This window comes from Paenibacillus sp. FSL E2-0177 (assembly GCF_037992975.1).
GTDB classification, from domain to species: domain Bacteria; phylum Bacillota; class Bacilli; order Paenibacillales; family Paenibacillaceae; genus Paenibacillus_AQ; species Paenibacillus_AQ odorifer.
Genome location: NZ_CP150307.1, coordinates 5,940,214 through 5,958,980 on the forward strand (window position 1 = coordinate 5,940,214; position 18,767 = coordinate 5,958,980).

The window sequence follows — 18,767 nt, forward strand, 5'->3', positions numbered from 1 at the left end:
TCTAATCGTGAGGCTCACTATCATCATCCCTCGAATCGAAATCTAATAAATCTTTCTGCCTTTAAGATCCTCAATTCCGCTCTTGCGGTAAAAATACGTATTGATCCGATCTCTCCATTCCTGCGCATGCTCTGCTTGCTCTTCAAGACGTTGCTTCACTTGCACATACAATCCACTCTCCATGCTGCCTTCAAGTGATTCCCATGTTGCTAGAAGCTGTGCAGCCTGCTCTGCCCCCTCGAAATGAGTATCGTAGATATGTTGTATAACCGTTTGCCCCGATTGCAGAACATGCGTGTATGGAACATGATGGAAGAACAGCAGCAGCTCTTCTGGACAAGACGCTAGATTCTCATAATTTGATGCGTTAAGACCCATATACTGTCCGCTATACCCCGTTCCCGATTTGACTGAACGATCCACACCAATGCCCTTATGATCCGCATAATGGTACGTTCCCCACTTGGCGTATTCATATCCATCCACATTCGGCCCATAATGATGATCCGGATTAACCATCCAGCCCACACCTAATGGAGCTGTGTAAGATTCGTAAATCCTCCATGAGTCCATTAACATCCCGCGAATAGCAGCCACTAGACCTTCATCAGTGCCAAAGGTAAGGCGAATCCATTCCTCAGCTATTTCTTTTGCCGTCAGCTCCGGATTCCAAATTAATCTCCCATATCCATACAGATTAGCTTGAGCTAACCCGTGCCCCGTCCAGTTCATGTCATCCCCGACATTAGTTACAGCAGCCACACCATTATACTTATTTCCCCACACCGATCCGTCCACAATATGTTTCACAAGTGTAGTTTGCCCTTTGGCATAAGTATTGAAATCAAGGACTTCTTTCCACTGTGGAACGAGATAACAGAGATGCCGCTGCTGCCCTGTATATTCTTGAGCAATCTGAAACTCCATCAGATGATTGGTATGTTCCAGTGCGCCAAACAGCGGAGATACCGGTTCTCTGACTTGAAAATCCATCGGTCCATTCTTGATTTGCAGCACTACATTATCATTAAATCGGCCATCCAATGGTTTGAAATGATCATACGCTGCTCTGGCCCGATCTGTCTTACGGTCACGCCAATCCTGCTTGCAGTTATATACGAAACAACGCCAAATCACGATTCCGCCAAACGGCTCCAGTGCTTCTCCCAGCATATTAGCGCCATCGGCATGGTCACGCCCGTAAGTGAATGGCCCTGGTCGATTTTCTGAATCCGCTTTGACCACAAACCCGCCAAAATCAGGGATCACTCGATAAACCTCACCCGCCTTATCTTTCCACCATTGCCGCACCGCTGGGTCCAGTGGATCAGCTGTCTCCAATGCTCCGATCTGTATCGGGCTGGCGAAGTTAGCACTGAGGAATAGCTTAATTCCGTATACGCGGAATATTCCTGCAATTAACGCGATATCAGGCAAATATTGCTCCGTTATAAATAGAGATTCAAGCTCATGAACATTCACATTGTTAATCGAAATCGCGTTGATCCCCACAGAGGACATCAATCTGGCATAATCACGCAGCCGCTTTGTATCGTTAAGAAATTGATTGGACTCGTAAAAAAAGGACCGTCCAGCATAGCCACGTTCAATACTGCCATCAAAATTATCCCAGTGATTAATCATTCGCAGGCCGTTCACCGGATTCATAGACAAATTCAGAGCGTCTATCTCGCTTTCTGTTCCTATCAGCCGTAACAGATGGAATACGCCATACAATATTCCAACAGGCGTTGAAGCACCGACAGCGATACATTGCTCAGTAGCATTTGTACGTATAAGGAAACCTTCAGGACCCAGTGAATCGGTTCGTTCTCCTGCGAATACTCTACTAATTAATGGATTCCCCCCTTGGAAGGTTCCTATAACGATACACGGTCCTTCAGGTTTCGCTGTGAGCAGTGGCGCTTTGCCCAGCATAGAGGTCATCCCCTGTATGAATTCCGCGGCTGCCGCCTGAATCGTCTCGTTGTCCTCCGTTACTACCAACTCAACACACCAATCTATATATTGATTGTATAGAGATCCTGATTTCAGCTGACCATAATTGAGCCAAGCCTCATAAGCGGTATTTGTCATGTTTATTCCTCCCGTATAAATAACCCGCCCTGGATTGAAAAGGACGGGTTCATGATTCGCAAGCTTGAGCAGGTTACCCGCTCTATGATTTGGTGACAGCGTTAAGCAATTGGTGATACGCTGGCTTAGGATTATGCTGCTCATCGAATAGAAATGGCCAATTTTTCCGTCCCCGAACAGGGAAGCCGTCCAGCCATGTATAGTCATCCGCTGCTCCCCAGAAAGTGACTGAGCTAATCACGTCGCGGTATTCTTTCAACAGAGCAAACATCGCTTCATAGCGCTCTGCCTGTAGCTCGAGCAGTTCGGCAGGTGCAACCTTTAAATCCATTCGTTTGTCATCGAAACGGAACATGGACACATCCAGCTCTGTCAATTGGAGCTGAAGCCCTAAAGATGCATACTTCTCAATAGCAGCACGTATTTCATCTAAGTCCGGATCGTATAGATTCCAGTGGGCTTGCAATCCGACGCCATGGATCGGCACTCCTTGTTCCAGCAGCGACTTCACCATTTTATAGATTTTGTCACGCTTAAGAGGATTAGACTCGTTATAGTCGTTGTAGAATAATAAAGCCTTAGGATCGGCTTCATGAGCGAATTCAAACGCTTTGCCGATAAACTCCGGTCCGACAATGTCCAGCCACTTTGACTGGCGAAGAAGTTCTTCTCCTTCATCTGCAATAACTTCATTTACAACATCCCAAGCATAGATATCTTCCTTGTAACGCCCAACCACGGTCTGAATATGTGATTTGAGCCGTGCAAGCAATGTCTCTTTGCTTACACACCCGCCCTTCTTATCCTCAAACAACCAGTCCGTAGTCTGGTTATGCCAGACTAAAGTATGCCCACGCATAGCCATATGATGTTTTCGGGCGAACGCAACCAACTGATCTGCTAGTTTAAAGTTATAACTGTCTTCAAGCGGATGCAGACTTTCAAACTTCATCTCATTCTCAGCGGTAATGCTATTGAAATGATAGGCGAGCAAGTGCTCCTGTGATTGTATCGTCATCGGGTTAACGGCTGCGCCAATTTTGAAATCCTCAGCAAATATTGTTTTTAGTGCAAGTTCTGTGTAATCACTAGCTTGTCTCAACAAGTTCCCTCCTGACAAACGCATTTATATCAGTATTCGAATAATTAAGACTGATAATCGAACCAATCGAAGTAGGCAGGCACCTCAGCCACCTTGCCATGACCTGTTGCATATAATCCGATAAGTACACCCGTAAATCCATTTCCTTTTACAGCTTGAGGGGATAATGGATACGCTGCTGCTGTTGATAGCTTATTCCACTCCTGCCCATCCAAAGAATAAAGGAAGCTGTATTCGGTAAGCTCAGCCTTAAGTTTTAAATAAATTCGCTCGACAGTAGTTGGAACCTCTGCCACTGTATGGGTTATTCCATCCATAGTCACATGAGCTGTAATCACTTTTTGCCCGTTTTTTTGAACAAGTCCAATTTCATAATGAGCATTTTCATCTAATCTGGCGCAAAGTCCAGCTTCCACATCAGCAATAGATGAAGGCATTTCAAGCAGCGTGCTCCATTCTGCCGAAGTATGCTGCTGTCTTCTGCCTACAAAAGCCACTTGGCCTACTTCACTGAGACCTGCAGATTGTCCTCGAAGAGATAACCATCCCTGTCTTTCGTTTAAGGACCAGCTTCCCTCAGCCGGATTCCGCAGAAAGGCTAATCCCAGCGGCAATACTTGATCATCAAAATCATATCTTCCACTAGTCTCAGGTTTTGGCGATTGACCAGGTACACGTGAAACCTTCATTTCCAGTCCAACTGTGTCTTCATTATTATCGATCATCGGCCATCCGTCTTCAGTCCAGCTTACCGGAGCAAGGAAAGTCTCTCTTCCAAGCACAGTGAATTTTGTATCTACTAGTCTTACCCCAAGGAATACGGCCCACCAATCCCCGTTACGATCCTCAATCAAATCGGCATGCCCTAAATACTGAATGGGATTGTCAGTACCGCTGTGCGTCAATATTGGATACGGCAATCGTTCAAACGGTCCATATGGAGAGGAGCTGCGGCCAATGATCTCCCGATGTTCCTTAGCCGTTCCTCCTGAAGCCGTCATGATATAGTACATTCCATTTATTTTGTACAAATGGGGTCCTTCCGTCCAAGGTCCGCCATCCCCAGTCCAGATAACAACAGGTTCTGTTAACGCTGCTCCCGTAGCAATATCTATCTCATATTGGATGGCATGGGAGTCATAATCTGCCCCCTGCTGGGTGGTTACATATACCTTTCCATCCTCATCAAACATTAGGGAAGGATCAATTCCTCCATAAGGAATACTAATCGGATCTGACCACGGACCCGCAGGATCCGTAGCCGTAACATAGAAATTTCCTTTCCCGTGTACTTCGGTCGTTATCATGTAAAACGTTCCTTCATGATAGCGGATCGTTGGGGCAAATATCCCCCCAGAGCTCTTGCTTTTACGAGTATCCAGCTGACTTACACGATTGAGCACATGACCTATTTGTGTCCAGTGAATCAAATCCTGACTATGAAAAATAGGTACGCCAGGGAAATACTCAAAGGAGCTGCAAACTAAATAGTAGTCATCCCCTGCCCGAGTGATACTTGGATCAGGATAGAAGCCTGGAAGTATCGGATTCGTGTATGTGATTGAAGATGGGGTCATAATTTAACAGACAACCTTCCTATTACTTAATAGTGATTGCAAGCTCCTTATTCCTTCACGCTTCCTACATTTAGACCGACCACAAAATATTTCTGCATGAATGGATAAACTAGCAAAATTGGAACCGAAGCAACGATCGTAACGGCTGCCCGTATGGAGATTGGTGTAACCATGGCATGTACCGACTCCTGAGTCATCCCTGTCCCGTTATTTACACTAGGGTTACTGTTCGAGTTCATAGTAGAGGATAGCAGCTTCATTAATTCATATTGCAATGTACTCAAGTTCTGGCGGGAAGAGGTGTAGATAAACGCATCAAACCATTGGTTCCACGCACCTACTGCAACAAAAAGGGCGATGGTAGCAAGAACAGGTTTACACAAAGGGAAGACTACTTTCATGAAGATCTTGAATTCCCCGGCACCGTCGATTCTTGCAGATTCCATAAGACTTTCATGTAAGGTACCAATATAAGTACGGATAACGATCATATTAAATGCACTTACCATGGACGGGATTACATATACCCAGAACGAATTGAGCAAATGAAGATCCTTCATAAGGAAATAGTTTGGAATCAGACCCGCACTAAAATACATGGTAAGGACGAATATAAAGGTAATATGTTTGCGGAAAACATATTCTTTCCGGCTTAACGTATACGCAAGCATCGTGGTTAAAAATAGATTCAGGATCGTAGATATCACTGTTCGTGCTACCGAAATCCAAAAAGCATTATAAATTGTACCTGAGGCAAAAACCGCTTTGTAGTTCTGTATGGTCCACTCTCTAGGCCATAAATAAATGCCGCCGCGGATGGTATCATTCCCCGCATTAAAGGAGACTGCTATAGTATTCAGGAATGGATACAAGGTAACAATAACTAGACAAACCATAAATATAGTATTGAAGGTGCTGAACACTACGGGTTCGAACCTCAGATTTTTCATCCGGTTTCCAGCATTACTTTTTGGAGATTTTTGAGGAATCAATTGAGTTTTTTCCATGATTATAACAGCCTCTCTTCCCCTAGCCGCTTCGCAGTCCAGTTAGCTAATAGCAGCAACGTTACACTTACGACTGTTTTGAAAATACCACCCGCGGTAGCTAAGGAATAATTCCCTTGCGCTATACCATATTTCAATACAAATATATCAATCGTTTCCGACCAATCTACGACAAGCCCGTTTCCTAACAAGTACTGAACCTCAAATCCAGCTTCCAGTACATGTCCTACGGACATTATTAACAGGATTACAATGGTTGCTTTCATGCCCGGCAAAGTTACATGACGCATTTTCTTATACCGGTTCGCTCCATCAATCTCAGCAGCTTCATATAAAGCCGGATCAATAGAGGCGATAGCCGCCAAGTAGATGATAGTACTCCATCCGACTTCTTTCCAGACGTGTGAAGCACCTACAATACCCCAGAAATACTTCCCTTCACTCAACCAAAGGATCGGTGAATCAATGAGATGCAATTTCATGAGCACGATGTTGATAATCCCGTCATTAACCGAAAGAGAAGTAGCTACAATGCCTGTTACAATAATCCAAGAGAGGAAGTGAGGCAAGTAGGATATGGTCTGAACGGTTCTTTTCCAAAATACATTTTTGATCTCATTAAGCAGCAATGCCAGTATTATCGCAGTCACAAATCCTAGAACTAGATTAATTAGGCCCATGGCCAACGTATTGCGCAGTACTCTCAAAAAGCTATCGTCCGTAAAAAGAAACTTGAAGTGTTTTAAACCCACCCATGTTTGTTCACTAAATGCTCTAGCTGGTTTATAATCTTGGAAAGCCATCGTCCATCCCCAGATGGGAACATAAGCAAATAGTATAATATAAAGCATTAATGGAACCGACATCCAAATCAGCTGTTTCTGATTCTTAATCAAGGTCATAGTAATCGGTTGCTTCTTTTTTCTTTTAGGATGCCGGTTAACTTTTTTCCCCGTTAATATCTCATCCATATATGTTTTCTCCCCACATCATCCATATATTTCAGAAAGTGGTTGGCCTAATAAGCCACCACTTTCTGATTTTTAAGCAAGCTCTAACTATTTAACACTCCAAGTATCAAATCTCCATTTAAGCTGTTCATTGATTTTGTCTTCATAGGCTTTGACATTCGCTTTACCAATTTCTCCAACAAAGTCATTCCAAACCTTATCGAATTCTGATGGACTGGCCAAGATTGCTTTTGGCAGGTATTTGGTTCGCAATTCATTCAGCTTCGTTTCGGCAATTTTGGCATCTGAGCCTTCAACAAGATCTATGGACCAAGCTGGATAAGCTACTGGGTTCGGCTCAGGCTCGCTGAAGAAATCCACATAACTGTTGTAGCCATAAGCATCAAGGATTTCCTTGTCATACGGCTTGAGTGCAGCCCGGTATTCTTCTGGTTGAGCCGCAGCATCTGTTGAGTTTCCATCCTCAAAGAATCCTTGCAATTTCGGAGCTGTAGCATACCAAGCATCTGCTTTGTTGCTGAGCTTCCATGTAGCATCAACTGCGTTCTTCCGTTGTTCTTCATTTCTTATAAAACGGCCATTTTCCACTTGATAATCTTCACCTTCAATACCCCAAGTGAAGATTTTTTGCCAATCTTCTTGAATCAATGTATCCATTAGTTTAATAATTCTTTCAGGGTTTTTGGCATTGATACTGATCCCGAAGCCATTATTCAAGTTCAGCGCTGGGCGATCCAGATAATAATCTTTAGTGCTGGTATCAAACACAAGTGGAAGTCCTACATAAGTTCTTTCATCTTTACCTTGTGTCCGGAGTGAATCTTCTGCTGAACCAAAGTTCCAGTGCTGATCAAACATTCCCAGAACGGCTCCACTAGACAGTTTCGCCAAATATTGATCGTAGTTTTGCACAAATGTTTCTTGGTCGATAACGCCCAATTGGTTCATTTCATTAAGCTTTTGATAGTACTGCTTAGCATAGTCTTTATCTGCGAAGATTTCTGCAACGTTATCATTAACTACTACCCCGCCATCATTAGGGTGTCCGATCAGATGCTGAGGAGCGTTAAACAACCCCCAGTTTCTCCAGTCGTTGTTAAGAATTTCGAATCCGATGGTTGGCGTTCCATCGATGGTTGGATTTTTTTCTTTATATTTCACAATGAGGTCAAAATACTCGTCCAAGGTCTTCACCTGTGGGTAACCAGCATCTTTCAGGATGTCCTTCTGAATCCAGAAAGCAGGACCTGCATAATAGGTTGTATTCACTTTACCGTTATACGCACCATAATTCGGAAGCGTATAAATATGTCCATCATTCGGGTCTTTCATCATGTTCCAGTAATCTGCGTAATGCGCTTTCAAATTTGGAGCATATTGTTCAATCAAATCTTCAAGCGGGATAAAAGCTTCCGCTCCTGTCAGCTTAGTATTGGAAGTCATCAAATCCGGATAATCCTGACCGGCAATCATTACGCCTAACTTCTGGTTAAGATCCCCAGCTAAGAATTCGAAATTGAAGGATGCGCCTGTTTTTTCTTTAATCATTTTATAAATTTTATTATCTGGTGTTGGTTGCTGGCCTGCTTCTCCAAGAAAGATACTAATTTCAAAAGGTTCAATCTTCTCAGAATCTGTTCCTGCAGCAGTTGAAGTGGCTGTTTCTGCTGGTTTGTCTTCCCCTTTAGCCGTCGTATTGTTGCTGTTATTTCCTCCGCACCCTGCTAAGGTAAAGCTTAGGGATAACACAGCAATCAGACTAAGTTTCCATTTGGATATTAACTTGCCCCCCATAAAGCACCTCCATATATTTGTTGGTGTAACAATGTTGTAAGCCCTTACAAGTTAAATTATAGAGGTGATAATCTTCTGAAAATACGCCAGAATTAAAGATGTACCCCCAAAAAGTTTAGGTATTAGTGTTTTTAAATTCGTTAGGGCTCATATGCAGCTTTTTTTCAAATTGCTTGAGGAACTGACTATAATTGCCATAGCCCACTTTTTCAGCGATTTCACTATTTTTTAATTTATTTTGTTGAAGTAAATGTACTGCCTCTTTTATTCGGAGGTTATGCAGCTGTTCATTGAAATTAATACCGTTCTTCTTGATCAATAATTGGCCCAGATATACCGGGTGCAGGAAAAAAACCTCTGATAGTCTCTTAATAGTAAGACATTCGCGAAAATGCTCTTCAATATAATTGTTAATCTCCTGAACAATCCCCTGTGATTTTAGGTTTTGTTCCTTAAGAAGGGTATCGATACTGGCCTCGCCGCAGAATAGCAAATTACGCATTAAGTCCGTCAAGGTGATCATTGAGTCTAACATCGCGGGGATTCTAATTTGATTAGATAAGGAGGACTCATGAACTTCACTGGCTTCCGAGGTAAACTCAATAATCTTATACATCATATGAATAACAATTTTCTTCACAACCTCTGGAGCGATGCGCTGTTCCCGGAAACTGCGGGCTGCCGAGTTCACAGCTTGGCTAAAGCCTGCGGAGTCCAGGGTGTTAATCGGTCTTATCAAGTCATCCATCAGTTGAATTTGATCATAATGATAACTAAAGGGACTATCCTTAATCTCCTGATAAGTCAGGATCTCTACATTTTCAGAATAATAAAAATAATACATTAATGTTTCTTTCGCCATTCGGTAACTGTTCCCGATCTGAAGCAAAGAGCCTACACCAGCACCTGCTGCAATATATAAAGCTTGTTTGGGGTGTTCATTCAGCAAAGGAGTTGCAATCTGATCGATCACAGCTCCCTCAGTGGACAATGAATTGTATCCATATACGATTCCAAAACAATGACTTTCCAGATCCATCAGAAACATCGAATCTTTATCGGTTAGGAGGGCTGAGGCTTGCTCTCTGATCTCCGTATATAAAACCGGCTCTATCTGTATCAAACAAATATTCCAATGGCTTTTACCTTCCGATAGTCGGTTCAGTACCTCCTGATTCGACTGCTCAGCTTTCTCATGCAGCATTCCTTTCAGGAGAGAAACAGCCTCCTCCGCGGAGGCTATTTGATTTAAACTGCGCTTCTGAGCTTCCTGCTCCAGCTCCTGATATATCTCCAGCAATTCTTCTGCCGCCTCTTCCGGAAACACTGGCTTCATCAGATAATGATTAATTCCATAGTGTATAGCTGTCTTAGCATATTCAAACTCACTATAACCACTTAGTATGGCAAATTTGATCTCCTTAATCTCAGCTTGTTGCCAAGCTGCGACCATCTCCAGCCCATTCATTAGCGGCATATTAACATCCGTAATTACAAGATCTGGCTCTAGCTGTTTCATTAGCTCCAGCCCCTCTTTGCCATTGCTGGAGGTTCCACATACCTCAAAGCCAAGCTCCTGCCAATCAATCCACAGCTGCATCGCTTCAAGCGCACTAGGCTCATCATCGATCAATAATACTTTGTATTTCATTGGGGGTCCCTCACTTTCTAGCTATTCTTCCGTTCCAGGAGTTTTAGTGGAATGTCAAAAGTGACAATGGTCCCTTCATCCGGAACGCTGCTGATATCAAAACGGACCTGATCTTCATAGTACAATTCTAATCGGCGGTACACGTTGCGGATTCCGATATTCGTTCCCGAAGACGCTTCATTTTGAACATTACCTAATAATTCTTGCAGCTTCTCTGGCTCTATCCCTTTACCGTTATCAGAGACGGTAACTTTTAATCGTCCCTCCTCCACTAACGTCTTCACTTTTATCACACCTAGTCCCTCTATGGCCTGTAGACCATGTTTGCAGGAATTCTCAACGAGCGGCTGCATGCTTAGCTTGGGAATCTTATATTGAAGCGACTGCTCATCGATCTCAAATTGATAGTCGAATTTATCCCTGAACCGGAATTTTTCAATTTTCAAATACATCTCGATGAAAGTCATTTCTTCTTCCAAGGTAACGAGATCCTCTTTCCAGCTCAGCAGCCGTCTAAGTAATTTCGATAAACTCTTAATGATATCCGTAACATCCGAGTAATTATTTTTAGTACAGACCACCAAAATGGCATTTAACGTATTAAACAGAAAATGCGGATTCATCTGACTTTGCAGAAAATTCAGTTCAGCTCTTACTCTTTCCATCTCCAGATTATTTTTTTGAATCTCCAGTTTATATACATCATTGATCAAGGAATTAATGGTAGTGGTCATCCTGTTAAAATTACGGATCAAGCCCCCGATCTCATCCTGACCTTCATCAATCCGAATCAGCTCAAATTTCTCATTGGATACTTTCTGCATATGTCTGGACAACCGTTTCACCCGATAATTATAGGATCTTAACATCACATATAAAAAAGCGGTTGTGATTAGCGTGACAATAGACGCCAGAATCCCTGCATAAATCCGGATCTCCATTATCGCTTGGGCAATACGCTCACCTTGTGTAATTCCTATTATCCGCCAGCCTTTTATATAACTAGCTCCGCCGACGGGTACAATATGCACATCCTCCTTGCGCTCATCATCCTGCAGCTTGAACACGGGATAAGGTTCCGTGGTGCCTCTTTGATACCCGCTTTGGGCAGACATAATAATCTCGTCCTGCTCGTTAACCAGATAAAGACTCAAGTAATCTTTTTCTCTGATAATCACGTCATATATTTTACTGAGATCCAAGTCAATTCTAAGCAGCTTTTCAAATTTATTGTATGAGCTGTAAGCGTCCATTCGCTCAATAACACTCAAATAAGGCGCTGTAGAAATCACACTAGAGATGTCACTCATATGATAAGCGGCAAGAAACAGATGTTTATTCGCAGCCTTCGACTGCTTATACCATTCACTATTCATAACCTTTTCATTGATAACCTGATAGTTGCTGCCAGAAACAATGGAATCATTGTTCGTGAATACAGTAATCCGTTCAATCTGATTGTTCACCGGCATATAGCTATTCATTCGGCCTCTTAGCTGTTCATCAAAAGTGTCATAGAATTCAATAGAGTTCCCATACGTCCGCTCAAGCAATTCATACAGGTTCTTATCAGCAGAAAGCGTATAGCTGACAGCTACCCCACCTTCAATGAAGTCATGAATATCCTTTCGGGCTCTTTCTAAGGATATCTCTAGATTCTGCTGCTCTCTCGATTTGATCAGATCGGAAATCCGATCCAAAAAAACAAGGTTAATAATAATGATAGGGAGAAGAACACCTATGATATAAATAAGGGAAAATTTATAATTCAAGGGAATATCATTCACTACTTTTCTAAATCTGAATTTTTTTCTCTCCATATGAAACACCTTGCTTCCCCTAGAGCTGTTGGTTCTTATTCTCATTTTTATACACGGATGGTACTACCCCTACAAGCAGCTTAAACTTATCTATAAAATAATCAGTGTTAGAGAATCCCACCTGCACCGCTATATCCGATATCTTTAACTGTGTTCGCTTCAGCAGACTTTTTGCCTCTTCAATCCGTTTGGCATTTAGGTATTCACTAAAACCCTGACCCGTTTGCTTTCTGAACAGTTGTCCCAAATAGGTAGAATTAATATGAAATTGTTGTGCCAAATCCTGAAGCTTTAATTTATTCCGAAATTCCCGATCCACATACTGAATAACCTTGTAAATCGTATTTTGTTCATTCTGCTGCTCTAGTTCAGACAGATAGACGGCAGCCCGTTCACACAGACTTTGTACATAACGGCTTAATATAAAATAATCACTAAGCTCACCTAGATTTCCGTATTCTTGCTGAAGCTTAATCATAATCGTATCCGGGTCTCCATTCATTTGAGCTATAATTCTACAGATCGTAAGCTCTAAATGGGCCACTTTTGCTTTTACAACTTCAAGGGTCAACAGATTCTCAACGAAAGCAGTGAACGCTTCTTTTACACAAGGCTGGATCTGTTCCGTATCATTCGTTTGGACCTTATGCAGCAGCTGTCTGAAATGATCCTCATGAGGTTCTTCCTTTTTCAGGCTCCTAAGCTCACTATAATAAAAGACCCCTCTTTTCTGCTGATGCGTTTTTCGTTTCCATACCTCAAGTGCCTGCCTATAAATCTCTCGAATCGAGCTCACCCCGACCATTCTGCTGCTAAGTGCTAGAAAGACCAGCTCCTGTGATTGTTCAGTGAGATCTGAATGCATCTGGTTGACGATAGTCTCCAGGCTCTCATTGCCGATAGAAGCAGACTGAAGAATGATCCCCGCTCTTCCCGATCCGTCTTGAAAGAAGCAGAAGTGTTCCTCGGAAAAATAATCACTTATCTGCGGTTGGAATGGATTCATAGAGGAGGCCGGTTCGATAAGAATACACATTAACTCTGCATCCGCTTGAAGCTTCAAGGTGTTTCGGGTTAGAAGCTCTAAATTTTCGTTATACTCCCCTTGGATCAGGCGGTTGATGATATTATTTACGATAAAAAATTGCTTTTTATCAAACTCCTCATTGGAAGCGATTTCATTTTGGATTATTGGAGTGATCCTGCTTAATAAAGCCTCTATTTCTTCATCATCAATGGGTTTTAATAAATATTCATTTACCCGCTGGCGCAATGCCGTACGTGCATACTTGAAGTCATCATATCCAGACAGAATCACAAATTTAGGAGGTTTCTCCATGACCTCATTCAACTTTGTAATAAGCTCAAGTCCGTTAATTACAGGCATATTAATATCCGTAAGAACCAGTTCCGGTTTATTCTCCTGGATAAGCCTCATCGCATCCGTGCCGTTTTGAGCTTCACCACAAACTTCATAACCGAATTTTTCCCAGTCGATCATCGTCCTTAGCCCCTCAAGAACCCAGGGTTCATCGTCCACGATCAGAACCTTAAGCATGATGTTCGCTCCAATCTTATTAAGTTAAGCCCGCGCTTTACACCAAAATATATAGATCATGCTATCATACTTGGATAATGATGTGAATTCATAAATTTTCCTTCTTTTGTTTAAAACAGTACTTTTTTTACTTGAAAAAACGTACAAAAAACGACGTATCCTAAATTTCAGATACACCTTTACAAGGGCCCATCATTCCATTATCATGGTTTACATCGAGTAAAGAATTACATAGTGTAAACCATATGGGAGGGCTAAGATATGAGCAGCTTATCTAAGTCTGCTAGATTTCCACTTTTCATTCTGATGTTGAATCTATTTATCGCTTTATTGGGGCAAGGTATGGTTATTCCCATTCTACCTGAGTATCTGAAGCTGTTTAATGCGTCAGGGGCTGCTGCCGGATATCTTATTGCAGCTTTTGGAGCAGCACAGTTTATTTTTTCACCTATAGGGGGACAGCTTTCGGATAAATGGGGAAGAAAATCAATGATCATTTCCGGAATGTTTTTAACCGTACTTTCAGATCTGATATTTGCTGTCTCTACGACATTGCCCCTACTCTATGTCGCTAGATTTATTGGGGGTATAGGTATCGGAATCATGGTTCCTTCCAATATGGCCTACGTCGCTGATATCACCACCCATGAAACCCGCGCTAAAGGTATGGGGTACTTGGGGGCCTCCATGAATTTGGGTATGGTACTTGGTCCAGGGTTAGGCGGCATTATCGCTGGGTTTGGCATACGGACGCCTTATTTTTTTGCGGGTGGACTTGGACTTATCGCTACGATACTTTGTTTTTATATGCCAGAGACACTCCCAAAGGAAAAACGGAAACCCGTTAACAAATGGGCCCCTCGGGAATCTATTCGTAATCAAATCGTAAATTCATTCCGGACGTCCTATTTCCGCTATCTTCTGCTCATTCTAATCATGACATTTGGTCTGATGAATTATGAAACGGTGTACGCCCTTTTTGTGGAACAAAAATACGGTTTTGATGCAACGAAAATCTCAATCATTATTACGGTTGGTGCTATTATAGGCATTATTGTGCAGATCTGGCTGCTTGATCATCTGATTAAGAGACTTGGCGAGATAAAGCTTATACGTATATCATTGGTGATGACCGCTATAACCTTATTGTTGATGATATTCAAGATCAATTTAGGTTATTTATTAGTTGTATCCGGTTTATTTTTTGCTTTTAATGCTTTTTTACGACCCACAGTAAGTACATTGATTGCCAACTCAGCTGGTGATCGGCAAGGATTTGCTGCCGGATTAAATACAACGTATACCAGCATAGGAAACATACTTGGACCCATTTTAGCGGGATTGATGTTTGACAAACACATGGATATCCCCTATATTTTTGGGGCAATTATCCTGGCATCTGCCTTTTTCATCACCTTACAAAAACCAAAAAAAGAACAAGAAAGGAGTGTAACCCATGACTGAGAACTGGCACCAGAATTTAAAAAACAGAAACCGGGAAGAATTGATTGCTGCGGCGAAGGATCTTTTTATGAAGCAAAGCTTTCTCAAAGTTAATATTAAGGATGTCTGCGACGTGGCTGGTGTAAGCCGGGTTACCTTTTATAAGCATTTCCAGTCCATGAACGAACTGATTTTTGAGGTCCAGATGGAAATCCTGGAGAGCATGACGCAATTTGTTAGAAACGCACCTTCTTCAATTGAAATGAATGGTAAGCAAATGCTTGCTTCGATGCTTAATGCTTGGATTGATTATGCCCGGCAACACCCAGGTTACATCAAATTCATTCTTCTATTCGATTTGCATTTTGAAGCCTATGATTACAGTAAAGAACTCAAAGAAAATTACAGAAATTTTGTGATGCGGGGTAAAGAACGACATTTCTTAATGGATGCTCTGGAGGCCGGAGTTAAAGATGGATCATTAAAATTTGATACAGAACCCTTATCCACTGCTCATTTCATCTTCACGTCTATGATGGGTTTATTGCAGAAAATGAGCCTGATTTCCAAAGACGATTTCAACAACGAACTTCAGGATATTCAAATTGCTAACCGATTTGTGGACATGTTAGTTCAGTATTTAAGTACAGAAAGTGATGAATCTCCTGCCTTGAAGTAAGGGGACCCATCACTTTCTCCGTAATAGAAAGAAGTAGTTAAATGAAATTATTCTGCTTTAAGGAGCGGTTAGACTCATGTTTGATTAACCATTCTTTTCTGGCAAGCCCGCCTCCATAGCCCCCCAATTCACCATTGCTATTTATCACTCGATGACATGGAACCAAGATTGAAAGTTGATTGGTGCCATTCGCCCTTGCTACAGCGCGGCAAGCAGAAGGATTGTTGATTTTCTCTGCAAGCTCCTTATAAGAAGCTGTCTGTCCCAGAGGTATTTTCCGGAGTTCATTCCACACCTTTTGCTGAAAGTCTGAGCCCAGATAACGAACCGGCGTTGTAAATTCCGTAAGTTCACCGGTGAAATACAGCTTCAATTCCTCCTCAATTTGGTGAAGGACGGCTACCTTTTCAGGTAATATAGTTGCATTTAAGCGAATGCGTAATCTCTTGATTTCATTTTCAAGTCCCTTGCGATCCACAAATTCCAGCAGTAAAAGACTCTCTTCATCGGAGATGGCCAGCATAGAACCCAATATCGTTTCTATCCAAGTACAGTACAGCACTTTAATCTGCTTGGAATGATTCGGGACAGTCCCCATCGTTCGTGAAAAAGCATCCCTAAACCCATTGCTCGAATCGTACCCGCTTTCCAGTTGTGCGTTAATGATTGAATCCCCATTCCTAATATGTTTGAATGCCAGTCCTAAACGTCTAGAACGTGCATATTCGATAAAGGTCATTCCAAATTGTTTCTTAAATTGGCGGCGTGCCGTGTTTGCACTAATAGACAGCTCATCAAAATCTTTATCTGTCCATTTTCGTTCCGGATTGCTCTCAATAGCTTCTACAAGCAGCTTTACTTCAGGAGACATTTTTGTTGGATTGGATAGCGGCTGACACCTTTTACAAGGTCTATATGAAGCTAATAAGGCTTCCTTGGCTGTAGCAAAAAACTCACAATTTTCTTTTAATGGCTTTTTAGCCGGACAAGTTGGCCTACACATGATGCCCGTTGTTTTCACTCCTACAAAAAATACGCCCTCATAATTCGAATTTTTCTCGACCAGCATCTTATAATATTTATCGATATCCTGCTCATTAGTTATCATAGTGTGGTTAGCTCATTTCTAAATAAAGTCCTGAGGCATCAAGCGTTTGCCGGGCATTTTCTTGGAGGTTATGTTGTGCCTGAAAGAAACTACGCGGTCCATAGCTAATCCGTTTCACGCCAATATTTTGCAATTTATGATTTGAAAGCATACCGTCCATAACCATAATATTCACAGGCAGTGGCGATTTTTCAACAAATTGTTCAATCAAGCTTGGATCAGCGAGCCCCGGTATAAAAATCCCATCCGCTCCAGCGTCAGCATAAGCATAGGTACGTTCTATAGCTTGATTGACTAGATCTATCGAATGTTCCTTAGCCTTGAAAAAGATATCCGTTCTAGCGTTAATAAACACGCGCTTTTGCAGTTTGGAGGCTACTTGTTGTATGGTTTTGATCCTCCGGCTTTGTTCGCTGGTCTCCCATAGTTCATTGTTAGGATGATTTACGATCTGATCTTCAAAATTGATACCACAGATATCTAATTGAAATAACTGCTCCATGTTATGCGCTAAAATATCCTCATCTATAGCATATCCACCTTCGATGTCTACGGTCAATGGAACTGCTACTCGTTCGGCAATCTTTGATATCATCCAAAGCATAAGCTCAAATGTAAGCTGTTCACCGTCCGAATATCCCCACGCTTCCGCCATGGAATAGCTGCTGGTTGCTAGCGCCTTTGATCCAGCTTGCTCTATTGCTTTAGCCGAGGCTACATCCCAGCAGTTGTACAGGATCAGTGGATTTTTTTGATCATGCAGCGTTTTAAAATAGTCATAGTTTTTAGTGTTCATAAGTGGTCATCTCCATTTAGTTAAGAATAGAACCACTATATAATAGACATCCATTATCGATACCAGAAAAATTAACACCAATCTTTTTTTCCACAAAAAAAACACCGATAGATAATCTAATCCTCTCAGGATCAGATCATACCATCGATGCCAGTTTGCCGATTAAAGTTCTACCTTACGGAGTGATTGTTTTGGTGATGGTTTGGATGACTTTTTCCCTGTCCCCATCGGTAGGATTTGTGGAGCTGCGATCCCGATCAGAACTACGATAATCCCGATCCAGCGAAGTAATGATACCTCTTCTTGCAGAACTAACACGGAGGCTACTACAGCTGCCGGTAACTCCGCTGCCCCTAAAATCGCGCCTAGACCTGAACCCAGCTTCGGAACCCCGATCGAAAAGAACAGAACTGGAATTACGATGCCCAACAAACCTAGAGGTAGGCCGTATTTCCAAAGCCCATCGGTAATCGCACCGTCATATAAAAACGAAGGCGAAAAAACAGTCATAATAATAACCATTGCACTAGTGGTCATATACAAGCTTTTATTAACGGCAGGCACCTGCGTAGCTACTCGTCCACTCACAAAAATATAGAAAGCAAACGACACGGCTGACATTAAGCCAAAAACCACACCAGTGGTCGTAATTCCACCTATACTCGGCTCAAGGATGCCCCCCGCTAATACTGTACCAATTAGAAGGATAACCATCGAAATCACTTTTTCCCGACTAGGAAGTTTTCGATCTACAACCGCCTCCAGAATTACACCGATCCAAGTAAATTGGAATAACAGTACAATCGCAATCGAAGCAGGTAATTGTTCAACGGCGAAGCCATAAAATATGCCAGTTAAACTGATGGTGATCCCAGCGGCTAATAATTTCCCGCCTGTTTTTAACCCTAATTTCTTTCGAGAAAATAATAAGACCAGCAAGAGCAGCATACACCATCCAAAAAAGTATTGTGATCCTACCAATTGTTTCATTCTAAAACCATCGTTCATTCCAAGCTTGACGATCGTAGAGAGTGAGCCATAACTACAAGCGCCTAAAAAAACTAGTAAAGCATATTTGAATAACTTCATATTCATCGTAAACCTCTTCCCTTTCTCTTGAGCAAGCTCATTAACATAATAAAGCCCCTTGTCATCGAAATGACA

14 protein-coding genes are annotated in these 18,767 nt (G+C 42.1%); 2 read left to right on the plus strand and 12 right to left on the minus strand.

Annotated elements, in window-relative coordinates; translation table 11 throughout:
* Nucleotides 1–42 precede the first annotated feature (42 nt).
* From MHI25_RS26415 to MHI25_RS26455, 9 genes are all read right to left on the minus strand, one after another.
* Nucleotides 43–2,097: an alpha-glucuronidase family glycosyl hydrolase gene (locus MHI25_RS26415; protein ID WP_340394601.1), complete on the minus strand. Its 2,055-nt coding sequence runs from the start codon at nt 2,095–2,097 to the stop codon at nt 43–45.
* 82 nt (nt 2,098–2,179) lie between these two features.
* The gene (locus MHI25_RS26420) at nt 2,180–3,199 is read right to left on the minus strand and encodes an endo-1,4-beta-xylanase (RefSeq protein WP_340394602.1); all 1,020 of its coding nucleotides are present in this window, start codon (nt 3,197–3,199) and stop codon (nt 2,180–2,182) included.
* A 44-nt stretch (nt 3,200–3,243) separates the two neighbouring features.
* On the minus strand, nt 3,244–4,776 hold the full coding sequence (locus MHI25_RS26425) for a glycoside hydrolase family 43 protein (protein ID WP_340394603.1): 1,533 nt from the start codon (nt 4,774–4,776) through the stop codon (nt 3,244–3,246).
* A 47-nt stretch (nt 4,777–4,823) separates the two neighbouring features.
* Nucleotides 4,824–5,726, minus strand: a complete 903-nt coding sequence (locus MHI25_RS26430; RefSeq protein ID WP_139329891.1) for a carbohydrate ABC transporter permease — start codon at nt 5,724–5,726, stop codon at nt 4,824–4,826.
* A gap of 59 nt (nt 5,727–5,785) precedes the next feature.
* Complete coding sequence (locus MHI25_RS26435) at nt 5,786–6,754, minus strand: ABC transporter permease subunit (protein ID WP_076130468.1); 969 nt, start codon at nt 6,752–6,754, stop codon at nt 5,786–5,788.
* 87 nt (nt 6,755–6,841) lie between these two features.
* Nucleotides 6,842–8,548, minus strand: coding sequence for a sugar ABC transporter substrate-binding protein (locus MHI25_RS26440; protein ID WP_076310245.1), 1,707 nt, complete (start codon nt 8,546–8,548; stop codon nt 6,842–6,844).
* 115 nt (nt 8,549–8,663) lie between these two features.
* On the minus strand, nt 8,664–10,199 hold the full coding sequence (locus tag MHI25_RS26445; protein ID WP_076310244.1) for a response regulator: 1,536 nt from the start codon (nt 10,197–10,199) through the stop codon (nt 8,664–8,666).
* 17 nt (nt 10,200–10,216) lie between these two features.
* Nucleotides 10,217–12,019, minus strand: coding sequence for a sensor histidine kinase (locus MHI25_RS26450; protein WP_076184836.1), 1,803 nt, complete (start codon nt 12,017–12,019; stop codon nt 10,217–10,219).
* Between the two features lie 19 nt (nt 12,020–12,038).
* Nucleotides 12,039–13,577: a response regulator gene (locus tag MHI25_RS26455; RefSeq protein WP_076184797.1), complete on the minus strand. Its 1,539-nt coding sequence runs from the start codon at nt 13,575–13,577 to the stop codon at nt 12,039–12,041.
* Between the two features lie 261 nt (nt 13,578–13,838).
* Here MHI25_RS26455 and MHI25_RS26460 point away from each other — a divergent pair, with 261 nt between their 5' ends.
* Nucleotides 13,839–15,041: an MFS transporter gene (locus tag MHI25_RS26460; protein ID WP_076310243.1), complete on the plus strand. Its 1,203-nt coding sequence runs from the start codon at nt 13,839–13,841 to the stop codon at nt 15,039–15,041.
* Nucleotides 15,034–15,699: a TetR/AcrR family transcriptional regulator gene (locus tag MHI25_RS26465; protein ID WP_076281962.1), complete on the plus strand. Its 666-nt coding sequence runs from the start codon at nt 15,034–15,036 to the stop codon at nt 15,697–15,699. The genes MHI25_RS26460 and MHI25_RS26465 overlap by 8 nt, the downstream gene beginning before the upstream one ends.
* A gap of 37 nt (nt 15,700–15,736) precedes the next feature.
* On the opposite strand, the gene MHI25_RS26470 is transcribed toward MHI25_RS26465, so the two are convergent.
* The 3 genes from MHI25_RS26470 to MHI25_RS26480 form a co-directional block, all read right to left on the minus strand.
* A complete protein-coding gene (locus MHI25_RS26470; protein ID WP_076280132.1) occupies nt 15,737–16,807 on the minus strand; it encodes a trifunctional transcriptional activator/DNA repair protein Ada/methylated-DNA--[protein]-cysteine S-methyltransferase in 1,071 nt (356 codons plus the stop codon).
* A gap of 7 nt (nt 16,808–16,814) precedes the next feature.
* The gene (locus MHI25_RS26475; protein WP_340394604.1) at nt 16,815–17,603 is read right to left on the minus strand and encodes an isocitrate lyase/phosphoenolpyruvate mutase family protein; all 789 of its coding nucleotides are present in this window, start codon (nt 17,601–17,603) and stop codon (nt 16,815–16,817) included.
* A 162-nt stretch (nt 17,604–17,765) separates the two neighbouring features.
* Nucleotides 17,766–18,692 (minus strand): DMT family transporter, encoded by a 927-nt coding sequence (locus tag MHI25_RS26480; RefSeq protein WP_076307022.1) that lies wholly within the window; start codon nt 18,690–18,692, stop codon nt 17,766–17,768.
* Nucleotides 18,693–18,767: the final 75 nt, after the last annotated feature.

What these genes read in the sequence shown, in the direction of transcription:
- MHI25_RS26415 (WP_340394601.1), bottom strand. Translation starts at nt 2,097, where the DNA reads ATGACAAATACCGCTTATGAGGCTTGGCTCAATTATGGTCAGCTGAAA.
- MHI25_RS26425 (WP_340394603.1), bottom strand. Translation starts at nt 4,776, where the DNA reads ATGACCCCATCTTCAATCACATACACGAATCCGATACTTCCAGGCTTC.
- MHI25_RS26430 (WP_139329891.1), bottom strand. Translation starts at nt 5,726, where the DNA reads ATGAAAAATCTGAGGTTCGAACCCGTAGTGTTCAGCACCTTCAATACT.
- MHI25_RS26435 (WP_076130468.1), bottom strand. Translation starts at nt 6,754, where the DNA reads ATGGATGAGATATTAACGGGGAAAAAAGTTAACCGGCATCCTAAAAGA.
- MHI25_RS26440 (WP_076310245.1), bottom strand. Translation starts at nt 8,548, where the DNA reads ATGGGGGGCAAGTTAATATCCAAATGGAAACTTAGTCTGATTGCTGTG.
- MHI25_RS26445 (WP_076310244.1), bottom strand. Translation starts at nt 10,199, where the DNA reads ATGAAATACAAAGTATTATTGATCGATGATGAGCCTAGTGCGCTTGAA.
- MHI25_RS26450 (WP_076184836.1), bottom strand. Translation starts at nt 12,019, where the DNA reads ATGGAGAGAAAAAAATTCAGATTTAGAAAAGTAGTGAATGATATTCCC.
- MHI25_RS26455 (WP_076184797.1), bottom strand. Translation starts at nt 13,577, where the DNA reads ATGCTTAAGGTTCTGATCGTGGACGATGAACCCTGGGTTCTTGAGGGG.
- MHI25_RS26460 (WP_076310243.1), top strand. Translation starts at nt 13,839, where the DNA reads ATGAGCAGCTTATCTAAGTCTGCTAGATTTCCACTTTTCATTCTGATG.
- MHI25_RS26465 (WP_076281962.1), top strand. Translation starts at nt 15,034, where the DNA reads ATGACTGAGAACTGGCACCAGAATTTAAAAAACAGAAACCGGGAAGAA.
- MHI25_RS26470 (WP_076280132.1), bottom strand. Translation starts at nt 16,807, where the DNA reads ATGATAACTAATGAGCAGGATATCGATAAATATTATAAGATGCTGGTC.
- MHI25_RS26475 (WP_340394604.1), bottom strand. Translation starts at nt 17,603, where the DNA reads ATGAACACTAAAAACTATGACTATTTTAAAACGCTGCATGATCAAAAA.
- MHI25_RS26480 (WP_076307022.1), bottom strand. Translation starts at nt 18,692, where the DNA reads ATGAAGTTATTCAAATATGCTTTACTAGTTTTTTTAGGCGCTTGTAGT.